Source organism: Brevundimonas terrae (assembly GCF_011761985.1).
Taxonomy (GTDB): domain Bacteria; phylum Pseudomonadota; class Alphaproteobacteria; order Caulobacterales; family Caulobacteraceae; genus Brevundimonas; species Brevundimonas terrae.
Genome location: NZ_JAASQT010000005.1, coordinates 85,571 through 103,195, shown reverse-complemented (window position 1 = coordinate 103,195; position 17,625 = coordinate 85,571). Strand labels below are relative to the sequence as shown.

Sequence of the window (17,625 nt, the reverse complement as noted above, 5' to 3'; positions counted from 1 at the left end):
GAGCCGGTGCGGGATATCGCACCGGCTCTTGTTGTATCGGCAGTGGTTATATCGGACGGGCGCTTGTCGCATTCCGGCATGGAGCGCATTGTGCAGACCTTGCTACAGGAGCCCGCCATGTCCAGCCGTTCCTCTATCCTTGCGATACTGTGCGCCCTGCTTCTGGGCACCGCACCCCTGTCGGCTGTGGCACAGGAGGCCACGCCCGCCACGCCGTCCTATGATGCAGCCTTGGCCGAAAAGCTGGGCGCGGATGAACGCGGCATGCGCCCCTTTGTGTTGGCCATATTGAAAACCGGCCCGCGTGACGCCGAGATCACCGATCGCGAGCAACGCGCCGCCCTGTTTGCGGGCCATTTCGCCAACATGACCCGCCTCGCCGATGAAGGCCATCTGGTGCTGGCGGGGCCTCTGGGCGGCGAGGACGGACGCCGAGGCCTGTTCATTCTGGCCACGCCCGATATCGAAACCGCCCGCCAGTGGGTCGATACAGACCCCACGGTTGAGGCCGGTGTCTTTGTCGTCGAATATAGCCGCTATTACGGCTCGGCGGCTCTGATGACGGTCAATGACCTGCACGCGACCTTGCAAAAACCGGCACCGCAATAACCATCTAGGCACTGGCTCTCGCCGCGCGAACAGGCGATATTCGCCCCATGACATCGCCCACCGACGACATCCGCGGTCACGCCATCGAGACCGCCCGCCACGAACCGCAAGGCATCACCTATGCGGGCTATCTGGACCTCGACACCCTGCTGTCGGCCCAGAACCCGCGCAGTGACCAGCATGACGAAATGCTGTTCGTTATCATCCACCAGACCAAGGAGTTGTGGCTCAAGCAAATCCTGCACGAGGTCGCGCTGGCCCAAAGCCTGATCCGCGCCGGTGATCTGGTCCCCGCCTATAAGTCGCTGGCCCGCGTCAGCCGCATTCAGGCCGTGATGACCCAGAGCTGGGACATCCTCGCCACCATGACGCCCGCCGACTATCTGAAATTCCGTGGCGATCTGGGCTCCTCCTCGGGCTTCCAGAGCGACCAGTTCCGTCGCTTTGAAACCATGCTGGGTCTGAAAGACCCGCGCTTCCTGCGCTTCCACGCCGAACGCCCTCAGGCACACGCCGCGCTGGTCGAAGCCCTGAATGCGCCCAGCCTCTATGACGATGCCCTGCGCCAGATGTCGCTGGCCGGTCTGGACATTCCGGCCGAGGTTCTGAACCGCGACGTCTCGGCCACCTACGAGGCCCATCCGGGTGTCGAGGCGGCATGGCTGGAAGTTTACCGCAACACCGAAAAATGGTGGCCGCTGTACCAGTTGGCTGAAAAACTGGTCGATCTGGACGATGCCCTGCTGACATGGCGCCATAAGCATGTGGTGACCGTGGAACGCATCATCGGCCGCAAGATGGGCACCGGCGGCACCGACGGCGTCGGCTATCTGGTCGACACGCTGAAACGCCGTTGCTTCCCCGAGCTATGGACCCTGCGCACCAAGCTCTAGGGCAACCTTTATCCGGCGACGGGAGTTGAAGTCATACCGACTTCAGCCCCGTCACCGGAGTAATCCATGAGTGCCAACGCCCACGACATCAAGGTTCTGAACGGCCTGATCGAGGCCTTGATCGATTGCGCAGACGGCTATACCGAGGCCGCCCGCGACACCATAGAGCCGCGCCACAGCCAGTGGCTGGACCGCCGCGCCTCGCAACACCTGCAACTGGCCGAAACCCTGAAAGTGGCCGTGCGTGAACGGGGTGGTTCGCCCGAGGACAATGGCTCGATCCTCGCCAAGGCCCAGCGCGCCTTCAGCGGCTTCAAACAAGCCCTGCTGGGCAATCATGACAGCATCTACACCTTGACCCATTCCGCAGAGGCCCATGTGCGCGAGCGTTTCGAAAATGCCGCCGCCGACACGGCGCTGTCGGTCACCACACGCGACATTGTGCGCCGGGGTCTGGAACAGCCGCCCCTGAGCGATAGCCAGCTTGGCGATCTGGCCGATCCGCAAGTCTGATCGCGCGACCGCGATAACAAAAAACCCCGCTGCATCGCAGCGGGGTTCTTCACATTCAGCCGAGGGCTAAACTTAAGCTTCGGTCGAGCCTTCGCCGGTGGTCGGAACGACAACCTTGCGAGCGGTTTGACGCTCGGCGATACGTGCCGACTTACCGCGACGGTCGCGCAGGTAGTACAGCTTGGCGCGACGGACGACGCCGCGACGCTTGACTTCGATCGAGTCGACGTTCGGGGACAGGATCGGGAAGCGACGTTCCACACCTTCACCGAACGAAATCTTGCGGACCGTGAAGGTCTCGTTGATGCCGCCGCCGTCACGGGCGATGCAGACGCCTTCGAAGGCCTGGATGCGCTCGCGCTCACCTTCCTTAATGCGGACGTTCACGCGCAGGGTGTCACCCGGCTGGAAGTCAGGAATGGTCTTGCCTTCGAGCAGGCGGGCTTTTTCTTCTGCAGCGAGCTGCTGAACGATGTTCATGGTCTATCTCCGGAGCTTATTTGCTCTTTAGCTGTAAGTTGGCGAGATGCTGCTCCCAGAGGTCTGGGCGTCGCTCCCGCGTCGTCTCTTCCCGTTTCTCCTGACGCCACTTTGCGATCTTTTTATGATCGCCGGACAGCAGGATTTCCGGAATGTCGTGCCCCTCGAATGTCCGCGGCCTTGTGTACTGCGGATGTTCAAGCAGGTTGTCTTCGAAGCTCTCGGACGACAGGCTTTCCGCCGCACCCAAGACCCCCGGAACCAACCGGACGCACGCCTCGATCGCCACCATGGCCGCCGCCTCGCCACCGGCAAGGACCGCGTTTCCGACGGAGACCTCCTCGAACCCGCGTGCGTCGAGCACCCGCTGGTCCACCCCCTCGAAACGGCCGCACAGCACGACGATACCGTCGGCCTTCGCCCATTCCTTCACTCGCGCCTGTGTCAGGGGTCTGCCACGTGCGCTCATGTACAAAAGCGGCCGAGGGGGACCTTGCAAGCTATCGAGAGCCCGCGCCACCACGTCCGCTTTGAGTACCTGACCCGGACCGCCACCCGCAGGGGTGTCATCCAGGAAGCCGCGCTTATCCTCGGAAAACGCACGAATGTCCAGCGTTTCCAGATTCCACAGCCCCTTCTCGCGCCACGCCGTACCGATCAGCGAAACGCCGAGCGGGCCAGGGAAAGCCTCGGGGAACATGGTCAGGACGGTTGCGGTAAAAGCCATGCCGCGCCCTTTAGCGCCGTCACCCTCAAAAAGCGAGGGGCGGAAGGTCTGAACCTTTCCGCCCCCGCCCTATAGGAACCGTCCGTCTTTACAGGTTTGGCGCACCGCCCCCTTGGGCGATCCATGCATCCACCTGTTCCTCCAGCACCTGTAGAGGCACGGCACCCGAGCCGAGCACCACCGTGTGGAAGTCGCGGATATCGAACCTGTCACCCAGTGCACTCTGGGCCTTGCGACGCAGTTCAAAAATCTTCAGCTCACCGATCTTGTAGCTGGTCGCCTGCCCCGGATTGGTGATGTAGCGCTCGGTTTCCTTCTGGATGTCGCGCTCCGACAGAAGCGAGTTATGGCGGAAATAGTCCATCGCCTGCTCGCGGCTCCACTGCTTGGCATGCAGGCCCGTATCCAGCACCAGACGCACCGCGCGCCACAACTCGGTCGAGAGACGGCCAAAGTCGGAATAGGGGTCCTGATAGAAGCCCATCTCCTTGCCCAGTTGCTCGGAGTACAGACCCCAGCCTTCCGAATAGACCCCATAGCCGCCAAAGCGACGGAAGGACGGCACGCCCTCCATTTCCTGGGCATAGGCGATCTGGAAGTGGTGGCCCGGTGCGCCTTCGTGCAGGCTGATACCCTCGACCTGCGGCTTCAGAACCTGCGTCATGTCCGACAGGTTCATATAATAGATGCCCGGACGCGAGCCGTCCGGTGCCGGACGGTTATAGAAGGCGACCGAGGCGGTGGCCTCGCGGAACGGCTCGACTGCGCGAACTTCCAGCGCCGCCTTGGGCAGGGTGCTGAACCATTGCGGGGCCATATCCATCACCCGCGCCACATAGCCACGCGCATCGGTCAGGAAGGCTTCCTTGCCCTGAGGCGTATTCGGATACTGGAACTGCGGGTCGGTTTTGATGAAGGTGAAGAATTCTTGCAGGGTACCGGTAAAGCCGACCTTTTGCTTGATGACCTCCATATCGGCCTGAATACGCGCCACTTCGGCCAGACCGATATTGTGGATCTGGTCGGCGGTCAGGTCGGTCGTCGTCGAAAGCTGAAGACGGGCATTATAATACGCCTCGCCATCCGGCAGACGCCACACGCCGTCATTGCTGTCGGCCTTGGCCTGCGCCTCGCCCAGCGCGGTCAGCACAGTATCGAAACCGCGTTTATAGGGTCCGGTCAGGGCGGCGCGCGCTTCGTCCAGAAGGCGGGCCTTGGTCGCGGCATCCGTATCCAGTGCCGCCACTTTTTTATTGATGTCGGCCCAGACAGGGTTATCGGCACCCGTATCGAACGGTGCACCCGCGATCACCGCGCGGGTATTGTCGAACGACGGCTCGAACACGAACATCGGCGAGACAATGCCCTTGGCCGTGCGCTCGCGCAGGGTGGTGGCGACCTGTCCCATATAGCGTTCGGTATCGACCAGACGCGCAACATAGGCCTCGGCATCGGCCACGCTGTCCACGCGGTGGGTGTTGATCAGGAATACCGGCAGGCTGGTGGTCGGATTGCCGTTGGCGGCAAATTGGAAGCCCCAGTCGCGCCACTGGTTCGACAGACGCCCCTGCTGCACCTGATATTCAAACAGACGCACCGAAAGCTGGCTTTGCGGGCTGAGCTTGGTCGTGTCGAACGACGACTTCAGGGCCGCAAGCTGGGTTTCCGACATGGCCATGGCGCGGGCCTGTGCCGCCGCCGAGTTGTCGTCCAGCTTGTCATAGTCGGTCTTCATGCCCATCGAGGTCATGCCCATCGGGCTGAGCGCCAGACGGGCCTGATAGGCGGCCTCGAACCATTCGGCCAGACGGGCATCCTCGCCCTGCGCCGTTGCCACAACGACAGGCGGCTCGGCCGCCATGGCCACTGGTGCCAGCGCCCCGAACGCCAAACCCCCAAAGCCCAGTGCCGCCACCGATGAGATCAAAATACGACGCATAAAACACTCCCCCTCACAAACAGTGGGGGGCACAGTTTCAGCAATCGGCCGCGCTTACAAGATTACGCCGTGATGTCGGTCAGCCGCCACGCAGCTGGGTGATGGTCTTGGCGGGCGAAATCTGTTCGGTATCGGCGATCAGATGGATCAGGGCCGGTTGTCCCTTGGCGCTGGCGGCGCAGGCCTCGGCCAAGGCCGCAGGGAAGTCTGCCGTGCGGGTGACCTTGGTGGCAAATGCGCCAAAGGCCTCGGCATATTTCACAAAATCGGGGTTCTTGAGGTCGGTGCCGATCACGCGACCCGGATACTGGGTTTCCTGATGCATACGGATGGTGCCGTAGGTGGCGTTATCGACCACGATCACGATGACGCCGAGACCATATTGGGCCGCCGTCGCCATTTCACAAGCGCTCATCATAAAGTCGCCGTCACCGGCAAAGCAGACCACCTGACGCTCGGGCATCATGACCTTGGCCGCCACCGCCGCCGGGTAGCCATAGCCCATGGCCCCCGAGGTCGGTGCCAGTTGCGCACGGCGGCACTGGTGACGATAAAAACGGTGCAGCCATGCCGCGAAATTACCCGCGCCATTGGTCAGAACCGCATCGCTGTGCAGGCCCGTCGTCAGATGGTGCACCACCTCCGACAGGTTCACATCGCCCACCGTTTCGATCGGCGAGGAGAAGGCCAGATAGGCCTCATTCGCGGCCTTGGCCTGATCGTGCCACTGGCCGGTCGTTTCGATCTGCGAGATCGCCAGAGCGGCAAGGCTGTTATCGGCACAGGCCGACATCAGCGGGGTCCATACGCGGCCCAGTTCCTCGGCCCCCGGATGGATGTGAACCAGATTTTGCGCCGTACCGGTACGCGACAGCGTGGTGTAGCCTTGGGTGGCGTTCTCGCCCAGACGCGCACCGATGACGATCATCAGGTCCGTCTGTTTGACGCGCTCGATCAGCTTGGGGGCGCAACCGATACCCAGATCACCCGCATAGACGGGGTGGCTATTGGGGATCAGGTCCTTGCGGCGGAATGACAGGGCCGTCGGGATGCCGTTCTTTTCCGCCCAGCCTGCAATGGCGTGGCTAGCCTCATCGGTCCAGCCCGAACCGCCCAGCACCAGAAGCGGGCTTTTCGCCTGATCCAGTTTGGCCTTCAATTCCTCGACAAAGGCCGGATCAAGCGCAGCGCGGGCCGGTTTGACGGCGCGAACGGGCGCAGGGCCACCATCGTCGTGCAGCAGGTTTTCCGGCAGGGCGATAACCACCGGCCCCATGCGGCCCTGAAGCGCGGTCGCAAAGGCGCGCTCGACGATTTCAACTGTGCGCTCGGGGCTTTCGATCTCGGTTGCCCACTTGGCCAAAGAGCCAAAGGTCTGGCGGTAATCGACTTCCTGAAACGCTTCGCGGCCACGGTCCGACAGGGCGATCTGGCCGACAAACATGATCAGCGGCGTGGAATCCTGCTGGGCCGTATGGATGCCCACCGCCGCCTGCGTTGCGCCTGGCCCGCGTGTCACCATGCAGATGCCCGGCTTGCCCGTCAGCTTGCCATAGGCCTCGGCCATATTGGCGGCACCGGCCTCGTGACGGCAGATGATGACCTCGATCTTGTCGCGTACATCATAGAGCTCGTTCAGCACCGCCAGATAACTTTCGCCCGGTACGCAGAACACCTTGTCCGCGCCGTTCAGCACAAGGGTTTCAACCAGTCGGCGGGCGGAGTTGGCGGCGGGCTGGATCATGTTTACCTGTCAGGATACCGGTTAAGGCTCGAATATTGTACAGTCGCCCTTATGCTGGCGACCACTGGCTGTCATACCCGCATAGAACGATGGTCGCCAACCGGATCAACCCCTTATCGAGAGAATTATCATGCGCAAGATTATCGCCCTCGGCATGATCGCTGCCGCTCTGGCCGTGTCGGCCTGCAATACGGTTGCCGGCATCGGCCGCGACGTTCAGGCCGCGGGCCGTGCCGTCACCAATGGCTCGGAACAGGCTAAACGCTAAGCTGTCCCGCACGTAACGGGCCAATAGAGGCGGGCGCTATTCGACGCGCCCGGCCTCACTGGCACGTCCCAGAGCCTCGACCGAGGCCGCGCAGCCGGTCAGGGTCTCGGTGCCGACCTCGAGCATGGCGCTCAGCGGATAAATGCGGTCGCTCATACCGTCCGAGCAGTCCGCGCCGGTCAGCGTGACTTTAAACGGTGTCTGGTCCGGCAGGGCCGAAGCCCAATGCGCCACATTGCCCTTGATCTCGAAGCCCTTGTTCGGGGCCGTCAGCGGTTGCTGGTCGATGCGGGTCAGAACCAGACCCGTCGCCTCGATATCGACATGCCAGAACGGCTCGGTGCCCAGTGCGCGGATCGGCGCATCCAGAACCACCGAACCCAGCTTGGCCTCGGGGGCCTTTTCGCCAGCCGGTTTTACCGGCGCGGACGTATCACAGGCACCCAGTGCCAGAACCAGTCCCAAACCTACCAAAGCGCGCATTCGCCCTCTCCCAGTTTTCAAAGCTGCGGCAGCAGAATCGCCGCCCTTAAAACGCCAAGAGCCGATCCCCGTTACGGAAATCGGCCCTGTTGGTTAGCGCTGTACGCTCCGCATTTTCGTGCGGGTTATTTCTGGACCCACTGGCCCGCAGCATTGCGGTACCACTGGCCCGACGACACGTTCGGGAACAGGCGGGTTTCAAACATACGCTCGCCAGCCACAGCGGCCGAGGTACCGGCCTGGCTGCCCGTACGGGCATAGGCATCGCGGCGACCATTATTGATGGCATCGACAGCCGCACGCGTATCGGCCTCGACCGTGGTGCGAATGCCCAGATAGCCATCGGCCTGTTCGCCGACGCGGCCTTCGGCCTTGGCGGCATCCACCAGAGCCTTCTGGCCCGAGGTTTGCGCCATCACACCACCAGCCACACCCAGTGCAGCAGCGGCGGCAACAGCGATAAAGAGTTTACGATAGGCCATTCTATGCCTCCTGACTTAGAACAGGTTCGGGTTTTCTTGGAAGAGCTTCTTCAGCTCTTCGTCAAGCTTGATAACAATATCCGCTCTCAGGTTCGCATTGATTTCCAACGGCTTGTCGAAAGCGATTCTTACCGTAGGTGTACAGGCCGCAGTACCCGCCATTGCCCCGGCAAGGGCAAACAGGGTGAACTGTCGTTTGTCCAACATAACGATTTCTCCGGTTAGTCCAGTACACGTATAGCTTATAGACCCGTTTACGCCTGAACGGGTTGTGAACGGCAACAGTTGCATCTTTTTGCGTGTGCTGTCGCCGTCATTTTTGTTCGTCACCCTCGTCAGCCCCGACCACGCTCAAATCGGCAAAGCGGCGCTGCATCAGATGATAGATATCGGTGGCCAGCTCGTTGGCATTCCAGTCGGTTCTCAGATTGAGGATCACCGGCGCGCCGGACGGCAAGGGCAGCTTGCGCTCCATCAGCTTGCCATTGAACAGGTCCATGATCGAAATCCGCAATTCCTGTTTCTGCGGCGGGGCGTGATAGCCCTGAATACGGAAGTTCACGGCCAGACGCCCTTCGGGCAGGGTGTAAACGTCGGCGCTCAGATCATTGATCGCCAGATTTTCCAGCGCCTGATAGGCAAAGCCCTGCACCGCATTGGGCGGTATTTCGATATCGGGGCCGCTGGCGGTGTGTACATCGCCGCCCTCGGCAGACATGCCCGTCAGCACTTCGGGCTGGACCGACAGGTGGCCGCCCTGCGCCCTCAGATCGACCGAATGGAACTGCCAGCCCCGCTGGCGCTGGTAGTCGAACCGGATCTGGCCGTTCAGGCGGGCGTCCAGCTTGGCCTTCTCGCCCAGACTGGCCGCAATCAGCAGGTCGTTCACCTGAAGATTGTCGACCTGGATCAGACCATGGACCGGATCGACCGCGTTGAGCGGCACCACCACATCACGAACGCTCACACCGCCTGCATCCAGCTTTAGCGAGGCCTGCGAAATATTCAGCGCACCTTCGCCCAGACCCATGGTCAGTTTGAGATCGGTAATCGGCATCACGCTGTCGAGGCGTTCGGCGCTGAGCATCTGGTCCGATGCCGTTTCCAGCTTCAGCAGGTCTGTCACCTGCACCGTGCCGCGCAGCCCCACCAGACGCCCCATCGGCGTATCAAACGACAGGCCCGCACTTTGCTTATCCTCGGCCAGACCATTGCCGATGATGATCCGTCCCTGACTGGTCACGCTCTTGGCCGACCAGACCACCTCGCCATCCATGCCGATGGCATCCCCGCTGGCATTGACGATATAGTCTTGCAACAGCGGGCTGATGGCCCCCGGTTGCAGTCCATCGGCAGCAAAGGCCAGAGGTCCGGCCTGCAAGTCCAGCCGCCCCTCATGGGTGGCATTGGCGTGCACCAGATTTACCGTCGCCAGACGGTCATTCTCGCGCGACAGGTTCAAAGCCCCGTTCCACACCCCGCGTGTCAGCGACACCTCGCCGCCCACGCCCAGCGGATTGATCCGTGCCTCGGCAATATCGGGGCTGTCTTTAACCGTGGCCGCAATATCGGACAGGCGCATGGACAGATCGTCTTGCTGGCCCGAGACGCGCAAACGCCCTGCGCCATTGTCGAGGTCCAGCTCAAGGAAGCTGGCCTGCAACTGCGTATCGGCCAAGCGGCCCGCCAGTTCCCACCGACCTTGCTGGGCCGTGAACAGCGGGCGACCGTCGGCACAAAGACGGGCCGACAACTGATCCAGATTGTTCTCGCCGATCTGGACCTGACGCGCCTGAAGGCTGGCACAGTCACGGACCTGATAGGTCGTAATACCATTGCGAAGGCTCAATGTACCCGCCGTTTGCAGCGCCACACCCCGCAGCGGGTCAAAATCGGTCTGGCCGTTCGCCTTCAACTGTGCCGTCAGTCCGCCATTGGCCGCCTGCCACGACGTGACATCCACATTCAGGTTCGGGATATCCTGTCCCGTCACGCTGAGCTGTATGGCCCCTTCAGGTGCACCGCCCGCCATGCGCAGTACGGGACCACCCAGCGCCGCCAAACGCACCTCGACCCCGTTGCGCGCCCGAATCTGGACCGGCGCATCAAGCTGTACGCCCAGCCCACGGTTATTTTGCACCAGAGACAGTGCAGGCGCCGACAGGGTGAAATCACTCGCTGCGCGTTTCAGTTGCTCGATCTGGACTGCATCATCCGCCTTGACCGGCCCCAGTCCGTTAAAGCGGCCATTCGCCGCCAGACTGCCGTTCAAGGCAATGCGCGTCACCAAGCCGCGCTGGCCATCCAGTACAAACTGGCCGCGCACCTGACGCATCTGCAGATCACCCGCCACCACCTCGGATGCCAGCAATGTCAGAGGTGCCTGCACCTCCATCTGGCCGTCTTCGCCGCCTGCCTTGAGGCGCGGGGACACCAGTTGCACATTATTCAGACGGTTCTCGCCTGAACGCAGACGCGCCGCCGCCAATTGGAGCGGGCCTTCCAACTTCCATTTGAAAGCCGTGCCCTGATCCGGCGCTGTGCTTTCGCCCGCCATCTGGCCGCGACTGATGCTCAAGGCCGTATCCTGCGAGGCCATGCGGACACCCGAAAGCGCCTGTCCGTTTGCCACCAGTTCCTGCGCCGCCGCATCAACAGAGCCGCGCCCGTTCAACACAAAACTGTCGATCCAGCCGGTCAGTTGACCGCTCCAGTCCAGACGACCGCTCATGGCCTGTGCTGTGACGGCTTCGCCCTCCAGAGAGGCCAGATTAAACTGCCCCTCCAGCGTGACAGGCCCCTTGGCTTGCAGCACATCCTTTTGCGGATAGGGAACCTGCCCCTTTAGCGAAAGTGTAGTACCGGTTCCCGACAGGTCGCTCGTGGACAGGGTGTCTGCAGAGGCTTCGCCGCTAAAGGTCAGGGCATCGCCGGTGCTGCGGGCCTCGATCTGGGCCTTCAGGCCCGTCGCCTTCATATCATCCAGCGTCAGGGCCGCAGGATTAAGCGACGCCTTCAGCCATTCCAGCCGCATATCGTTGATGCGGGCATCGGCCAGCGCCGTGATCTGCCCATAGGGCGTGGCCAATACGGCCTGTCCCTTGTCGACGATAATCAGCGGACCGGGTTTCTTTGCCCCCTGCGGCTTGGTCGTAAATTCTTCGATCAGCGGGTCCAGTGCCCCGAAGGACAGTTTCTGGCCGGTCCATTCCGCCTTGATGACCGGACGGGACAGCAAGACCCGCTTGGGGGTCAGACTAAGGCCCTCCTGCATCCACGGCAGGCCGATCAGATAATCAACCTCGACCCTGTCGATGCGCACATCCGGATCATCGGGATTGCCGACAATAATACGGCCGGTAAAGCCGTCCCACTCGATACGCTCGACCTGTACATCGGCTGCGATCCCGCGCCGGTGCAACCAGCCAACCAGAACCTCTTCGGCCACGGCCCGGCGCCCTACATAGAGAGCACCTGCCCCCAGTATCACCGCCAGAGCGCCAACCGTCAGCCCCGTGCCGACGCAGCCCAAGGCTAATCTCTTGGACTGACGCTTGGCCTTTTGGCCCGCTGGTGACGTTTCTGGCGACGTTTCTGTGGAAGATTCAGGAATATTGCTGCTCACAGGCCTGCTTTTCGATCGTTTCGACACAACCTAGATACAAATCCCCTGGTGCGGCCAAGGTTCAAAACCTCGCCTTAACGTATAGGGCAGCATACTCATATCCAGTCCGCCTCGCTAAGGTTTAGTAGTGGCCTTATCGAGGCACCACAGCATCTGGTAGTTTGTCCGACAAAATTTCCGGCGTCCAACTTTCGCCAAAAGGTTCCGTAAAAGACTGCAACCCTAACGAGCAATCGGCTTGTTACATCAATGTAACATCCCTGCTTCCCATACTGGCACAGTCGGTCTATACAGGTCGCTTCGTGCCTTTGAAGGGAAGAAGGCATGAGTTCAAACTTCGTTGGGCGCATTCGTGCGTCGTCGAATACCGGGGAACAATGACCCAGTTCGATCCTCGCCGCCAACCGTTGCGGCTTGCCCCTCACCTGCTGACTACAGCGGCTGCCATTGGCATTGCCCTGCTGGCGGGCAAACCCTTCGCTGCGTCCGAGGCCCAGGAACTGCCGGTTCTTACGCCCCAACAGACAGCCTATCTGGAAACGCAGGCCTATGCGGCTGCTGCGGCTCCTGCAGGACTTAACGCACCGGAAGCCGTTCCGGTTCAAATTCGTCGCGGCGAAACCTTCGAGCAGGCCGTGCGCCGCGCCGGCGTCCGCGCCGAAGACGCCAGCGCCGTTGCCGCCACCATCGCCAGCGCCTTCGACCTCAAAGACATTCGCGCCGGTGCCAAGTTTGAAACCGCTGTCTCGCGTCCGCGCGGTGGCGTAGGCGAGGCCCGCCTGATCGGCCTGACCATGCGTACCGGTCCTGCCAGCCAGTTGACCGTCTCGCGCAGCTTCGACGGTGCCCTGCGCCTGCGTTCGCTGGACGAAAAGATTACGCACGAAACCGTCGTCGCCCGTGACAAGGTTCAAGGCTCGCTGTCGGCTTCGGCCCGTGAGCTGGGTGCGACCTCGGCGGTTGTGCGCCGCGCCAGCCAGCTGTTCGCCCACAAGTTCGACATGCAACGCGATGTCCGTTCGGCCGACGAGTTCACCCTCGTCTTCGACCGCTCGGTCACCGAATCGGGCCGCACGATCGAAACCGGCGACCTGATGTATGCCGAGCTTAAAGGCCAGGTCTTCTATCGCTTCGAGCGCCCCGGTACGGGCAAGGTCGAGTATTTCGACTCCACCGGCAAAAACGTCCGCAGCACCATGATGCGGACCCCGCTGCAGAATTTCCGCCGCGTCTCGTCCAACTACGGCTACCGTACCCACCCGATCTCCGGTTATCGCAAGATGCACCAGGGGATGGACTTTGCCGCCTCGACCGGCACCCCCATTGTGGCTCCGTCCGATGGTGTGATCGTCGAAGCGCGCCGCTGGGGTGGCTATGGCAATTGGATTCGCGTGCGCCACGCCAACGGTCTTGAGACCGGTTATGGTCACCTGTCGCGCTTTGCCGCCGGTGCCCGCGCCGGTCAGCGCGTCACCCAAGGTCAGGTGATCGGCTATGTCGGCAATACCGGCAACTCGACCGGTCCGCACCTGCACTATGAAATGTGGCGCAACGGCCAGCGTATCAATCCGGCCAGCGTCCGCACGCAAGAAGGCACTATTCTGGCAGGCACCGAACTGGCTGCCTTCCGTGCCGAAAAGGCCCGTATTGACCGTATCATCGCCGCCGGCGGCCAAAGCCGTCCGGTCGTGCAGAACGCTTCGAGCGGCCTACGTCCGATCGAAAGCTAAGATCGGCACATCTAAAAATCAAAAGGCGCGGGTTTTGATTCCCGCGCCTTTTTCTTTGGCTCCCGCGCTTCTTTTTGCTCCCGCGCCCTAGCCCACCAGATAGGGAATGCCGCCAATGCCGCCCGGACAGTTGATGCCTAGAACCACCACATCGGCCTCGCCCAGCCCGATCCCCAACAGGCGCAATAACGGGTTCAGGATCACATCCAGAAGATAACCCAGCGGCACCAGCAGCGGGGTCAGAAGATTCACGATCCAGCCCAGTTGCAGGCCCAAGAAGGTGATCTTCGTTTGTTGACCCAGCGTCGCCAGAAGGCTGGAACCGATTTCCTTGGAACGCACGGTTTGCGGTGTCTTCGCGCTGATCTGTGCATCCGAGAACCGTAAGGTCTGCCATTTCGTGTCGTTACTTTCGACATTGGCGTAGATTTTCAACGGCAGCAGCAGCACTTCGGCCAACACCAGATCCTCGGTGTTGATACGTATTTTGAAATTCTGCAAATCCTGGGGGTTCGTGACGCGCCCCACGCTTAGCCTGAGCAGTCCCGTACGGGCATCCACGTCCACACGCTTGGCGGGCGCACACTGGATGTCCTTGATCTTGGCCTCGGCAGAGGCGACTTCGGCAAACAGTTGCAGATCAACCGAGACCAGTTCGTCCACCAGATTTTTAGTCTTGGCACGCACAAACACGCGCGTTTGCGAGGTGCGGATGATCGGGGTTCCACCTGCCGAAACCGTTATCCATGACGAGTTGTTCGGACGCTCTCCGATGGCCGCCATAATACGGATATCGGCCAGTATGGCGTTCACATCACCGTTCAACGCCAGTTGCCGGTTGCTATTGGCCGTTTCGAGACTGGCCATAATCAAGTCCAGAGCCGCCACGTCCAGATCCAGCGCGCGACGCAGTCCATCGCGTGCATTGGCATCCACACCGACCAACTGGCCCACCTTGATCGGTATATCCAGACTCGCGCCCGTCAACTGACCCAGCACGGCCCTGTCACCATCATCGGCAAGCGTGCTCAATACACGCAGCAACTGGCCAGTCGTCACATTGTGCGTCAGCAACTGGTCGTAATTGCCCGCCTCTACGCCCAGATCGACGGCAAGCGCATCCACAAACTGCAACAGGTTCACATCCGCCCCCAGAAGGCGGTTATAGTCCATCACCGACAGGCTGACGTTCGAGCCCAGCAGCGAGCCAAGCAGGCCGTTGACCAGACCCCGGTTCAATCCCAACAGACGCGAGCCGATCGAGAAGACTGCGCTCGGCTTTGATCCTGGCAGGGCTGCTGTTGCCGTACGGGTTACAGGTGCGGTCTTGGCCCCGAAAATACCGGCAAAGAAAAGCGGGGCCTCGCCCCTGATCGTCACGCGGGCGGCATTCGGTGTGGCACCGCCAACGGTAAACCTGTTTTTCGGTTGGATCGTGCGTTCGGCCAGATAGACGCCGGTCTGGGTGGTGACGGTAATGTCCGGTCCCAGATTGGCCTTTGCCGTCGCACTGGCCGCTGCGCTGGCTGCGGGCAGGTTACGCGCAGCCGAAAGCGCCGCCAGATCGGCCGCTCCCTGAACCTCGCGCGCCTTGAGCGTCAAAGATCCCAGATCAATTGCCAAAGCGGCCAGCACAACAAACAGAACGATCGCCGCCGCGCCGATAATGGCGACGCCGCCTTGCGTATTCTGGCGAAACGCCCGCAGCTTTTGCAGCAAAGCCTTCATCAATATCCGCCCAGACGAACAACGGCCTCGCGTTTGATGGTTTGCGGCGGCGGCACGGTCAGGCTTTTGAGAGCCATGATGGGGTGATTACTGATGTCATAGTCGATTTTGACGGATACAACCTGCGCGTCACTGACCACAACGACATCATTGGTGCTGACCGGTACGCCCATCTGGTTTCCGCGCGTGGAGACAAAATCCAGCGCCAATTGCTGCCGCTCGGCTGCATCCAGACCGCCCAGCGATGCACGGGCAGATTCATAGGCCAGAGATTGCACCGAGTGGGCCAGCCAGAACCAGCCACCATAGACAATCATACCGATCATCATGAACAGCAGGATCGGCGCAATGAGTGCGAATTCAACGGCAATCGAGCCACGTCGCTCGTCTTGATTACGATTTACTATTCGAAGCATGGGGGGATGCCTCCAAATACCAACGTTATCAATAAGGCGCAGCTACGCTTAAAGAGTTCCACAACAAGCATGGTAAACCGGCGTTAAGCAGGATTTTGGCCGCACACAGCCCGCCTATCGACTACGTCATCCCATCGCAGAAGTAGCGTTTGAGCTCAGGCGATGCTAAGCGCCGCTACATGACGACGCCTCCTATTGAACGCATCCGGAATTTCTCCGTGGTCGCCCACATCGACCATGGCAAATCCACGCTCTCTGACCGCTTGATCCAATTCACCGGCGGGCTGACCGCGCGGGAGATGTCGGAACAGGTTCTCGATAATATGGACATCGAGAAAGAGCGCGGGATCACCATCAAGGCGCAGACCGTGCGGCTGAACTACAAGGCCAAGGATGGGGAGACCTATATCCTGAACCTGATGGACACGCCGGGTCACGTCGACTTTGCGTATGAGGTGTCGCGCTCGCTGGCCGCCTGCGAAGGCTCGATCCTGGTGGTGGATGCGTCGCAGGGCGTCGAAGCCCAGACCCTGGCCAACGTCTATCAGGCCATCGACAACAATCACGAGATTGTGCCGGTCCTCAACAAGATCGACCTGCCCGCTGCCGAACCGGATCGGGTACGCGCCCAGATCGAGGATGTGATCGGTATCGACGCGTCCGACGCCATCATGTGCTCGGCCAAGTCGGGCATCGGCATCGAGGACGTGCTGGAAGGCATTGTGGCGCGTCTGCCCGCGCCCAAGGGGGATGTGAATGCCCCGTTGAAGGCCATGCTGGTCGATGCGTGGTACGATCCATACCTCGGCGTTGTGCTGCTGGTGCGCGTGTTCGACGGCGTCCTGAAGGCGGGTATGCGCGTCAAGATGATGCAGTCGGGCACGACCCACCTTGTCGACCGCGTCGGCGTCTTCCTGCCCAAGAACACGCCCGTCGAGGCGCTTGGTCCGGGCGAGGTCGGCTTTATTACCGCACAGATCAAGGAAGTGGCCCACGCCGCCGTCGGCGACACCATTACCGACGAAAAGAAACCGACTTCAGAACCGCTGAAGGGCTTTAAGGAAGTCCAGTCGGTGGTGTTCTGTGGCCTGTTCCCTGTCGATGCTGCAGACTTTGACGATCTGCGCTCGGCCATTGCCAAGCTGCGTCTGAACGATGCGTCCTTCACCTATGAGATGGAAAGCTCGGCGGCGCTGGGCTTTGGTTTCCGCTGTGGCTTCCTTGGGCTGCTGCACCTCGAAATCATTCAGGAACGCCTGAGCCGCGAGTTCAATCTCGACCTGATCGCGACCGCCCCGTCGGTGGTTTACAAGATCGGTCTGCGCGACGGCACCCATATCGACCTGCACAATCCGGCCGACCTGCCGGACGTCATGCAGATCGAAACCATTTCGGAACCGTGGATCAAGGCCACCATCCTGACGCCGGACGAATATCTGGGCGGCGTGATCAAGCTGTGTCAGGACCGTCGTGGTAACCAGATCGAGCTGTCCTATGTCGGCTCGCGTGCGCTGGTGGTCTATGAGCTGCCGCTGAACGAAGTGGTGTTCGACTTCTATGACCGCCTGAAGTCGATCTCCAAGGGCTATGCCTCGTTCGACTACGAGATCACCGATTACAAGGTCGGCGATCTGGTCAAGATGAGCATCCTTGTGAATGCCGAGCCCGTGGACGCCCTGTCGATGCTGGTGCACCGCGCCCGCGCCGAGACCCGTGGCCGTGGCATGGTGGAGAAGATGAAGGAGCTTATCCCTCCGCACATGTTCACCATCCCGATTCAGGCCGCCATCGGTGGCAAGATCATCGCCCGCGAAACCGTGCGCGCCCTGCGTAAGGACGTGACGTCCAAATGCTATGGCGGCGACGCCACTCGCAAGAAGAAGCTGCTTGAAAAGCAGAAGGCGGGCAAGAAGCGCATGCGTCAGTTCGGCAAGGTAGAAATCCCGCAAGAAGCCTTCATCGCCGCCCTCAAAATGGACGACGATTGA

General features: G+C 61.2%; 16 protein-coding genes. 6 read left to right on the top strand and 10 right to left on the bottom strand.

Annotation, left to right across the window (positions count from 1 at the left end; translation table 11 throughout):
• Positions 1-117 precede the first annotated feature (117 nt).
• The 3 genes from FHS64_RS11750 to FHS64_RS11740 all read left to right on the top strand — a co-directional run bounded on the left by FHS64_RS11750 (position 118) and on the right by FHS64_RS11740 (position 2,015).
• Positions 118-609 carry a YciI family protein gene (locus FHS64_RS11750; RefSeq protein WP_167178508.1) on the top strand — a complete coding sequence of 164 codons (492 nt, stop codon included), beginning with the start codon at positions 118-120 and terminating at the stop codon, positions 607-609.
• 47 nt (positions 610-656) lie between these two features.
• A complete protein-coding gene (locus FHS64_RS11745) occupies positions 657-1,502 on the top strand; it encodes a tryptophan 2,3-dioxygenase (RefSeq protein WP_167178506.1) in 846 nt (281 codons plus the stop codon).
• A 66-nt stretch (positions 1,503-1,568) separates the two neighbouring features.
• Positions 1,569-2,015: a PA2169 family four-helix-bundle protein gene (locus FHS64_RS11740; protein ID WP_167178504.1), complete on the top strand. Its 447-nt coding sequence runs from the start codon at positions 1,569-1,571 to the stop codon at positions 2,013-2,015.
• 72 nt (positions 2,016-2,087) lie between these two features.
• Here the strand turns inward: FHS64_RS11740 and rplS are convergent, their stop codons facing one another.
• From rplS to FHS64_RS11720, 4 genes are all read right to left on the bottom strand, one after another.
• Positions 2,088-2,495 (bottom strand): 50S ribosomal protein L19, encoded by a 408-nt coding sequence (rplS, locus tag FHS64_RS11735; RefSeq protein WP_167178502.1) that lies wholly within the window; start codon positions 2,493-2,495, stop codon positions 2,088-2,090.
• A 16-nt stretch (positions 2,496-2,511) separates the two neighbouring features.
• Positions 2,512-3,222, bottom strand: a complete 711-nt coding sequence (trmD, locus tag FHS64_RS11730) for a tRNA (guanosine(37)-N1)-methyltransferase TrmD (protein ID WP_167178500.1) — start codon at positions 3,220-3,222, stop codon at positions 2,512-2,514.
• A gap of 88 nt (positions 3,223-3,310) precedes the next feature.
• Complete coding sequence (locus FHS64_RS11725; RefSeq protein WP_167178498.1) at positions 3,311-5,161, bottom strand: DUF885 domain-containing protein; 1,851 nt, start codon at positions 5,159-5,161, stop codon at positions 3,311-3,313.
• 79 nt (positions 5,162-5,240) lie between these two features.
• Complete coding sequence (locus FHS64_RS11720; RefSeq protein ID WP_167178496.1) at positions 5,241-6,905, bottom strand: thiamine pyrophosphate-dependent enzyme; 1,665 nt, start codon at positions 6,903-6,905, stop codon at positions 5,241-5,243.
• Between the two features lie 130 nt (positions 6,906-7,035).
• On the opposite strand from FHS64_RS11720, the gene FHS64_RS11715 reads away from it, so the two are divergent.
• Positions 7,036-7,173: an entericidin A/B family lipoprotein gene (locus tag FHS64_RS11715; protein WP_167178494.1), complete on the top strand. Its 138-nt coding sequence runs from the start codon at positions 7,036-7,038 to the stop codon at positions 7,171-7,173.
• 36 nt (positions 7,174-7,209) lie between these two features.
• Here the strand turns inward: FHS64_RS11715 and FHS64_RS11710 are convergent, their stop codons facing one another.
• The 4 genes from FHS64_RS11710 to FHS64_RS14375 form a co-directional block, all read right to left on the bottom strand.
• On the bottom strand, positions 7,210-7,656 hold the full coding sequence (locus FHS64_RS11710; protein WP_167178492.1) for a COG3650 family protein: 447 nt from the start codon (positions 7,654-7,656) through the stop codon (positions 7,210-7,212).
• A 125-nt stretch (positions 7,657-7,781) separates the two neighbouring features.
• Positions 7,782-8,138: a YdbL family probable chaperone protein gene (locus tag FHS64_RS11705; RefSeq protein WP_167178490.1), complete on the bottom strand. Its 357-nt coding sequence runs from the start codon at positions 8,136-8,138 to the stop codon at positions 7,782-7,784.
• A gap of 15 nt (positions 8,139-8,153) precedes the next feature.
• On the bottom strand, positions 8,154-8,345 hold the full coding sequence (locus tag FHS64_RS11700; protein WP_167178488.1) for a YnbE family lipoprotein: 192 nt from the start codon (positions 8,343-8,345) through the stop codon (positions 8,154-8,156).
• Positions 8,346-8,451: 106 nt separating this feature from the next.
• Positions 8,452-11,763 (bottom strand): intermembrane phospholipid transport protein YdbH family protein, encoded by a 3,312-nt coding sequence (locus FHS64_RS14375; RefSeq protein WP_167178486.1) that lies wholly within the window; start codon positions 11,761-11,763, stop codon positions 8,452-8,454.
• A gap of 377 nt (positions 11,764-12,140) precedes the next feature.
• Here FHS64_RS14375 and FHS64_RS11690 point away from each other — a divergent pair, with 377 nt between their 5' ends.
• Entirely contained in the window at positions 12,141-13,493 is a 1,353-nt protein-coding gene (locus tag FHS64_RS11690; RefSeq protein ID WP_167178484.1) for a M23 family metallopeptidase, read from the top strand.
• 87 nt (positions 13,494-13,580) lie between these two features.
• Here the strand turns inward: FHS64_RS11690 and FHS64_RS11685 are convergent, their stop codons facing one another.
• Complete coding sequence (locus tag FHS64_RS11685; RefSeq protein ID WP_167178482.1) at positions 13,581-15,221, bottom strand: TadG family pilus assembly protein; 1,641 nt, start codon at positions 15,219-15,221, stop codon at positions 13,581-13,583.
• Complete coding sequence (locus FHS64_RS11680; protein ID WP_167178480.1) at positions 15,221-15,637, bottom strand: TadE/TadG family type IV pilus assembly protein; 417 nt, start codon at positions 15,635-15,637, stop codon at positions 15,221-15,223. Before FHS64_RS11680 ends, FHS64_RS11685 begins: the two co-directional genes overlap by 1 nt.
• 179 nt (positions 15,638-15,816) lie before the next feature.
• Here FHS64_RS11680 and lepA point away from each other — a divergent pair, with 179 nt between their 5' ends.
• The gene (lepA, locus tag FHS64_RS11675) at positions 15,817-17,625 is read left to right on the top strand and encodes a translation elongation factor 4 (RefSeq protein ID WP_167178478.1); all 1,809 of its coding nucleotides are present in this window, start codon (positions 15,817-15,819) and stop codon (positions 17,623-17,625) included.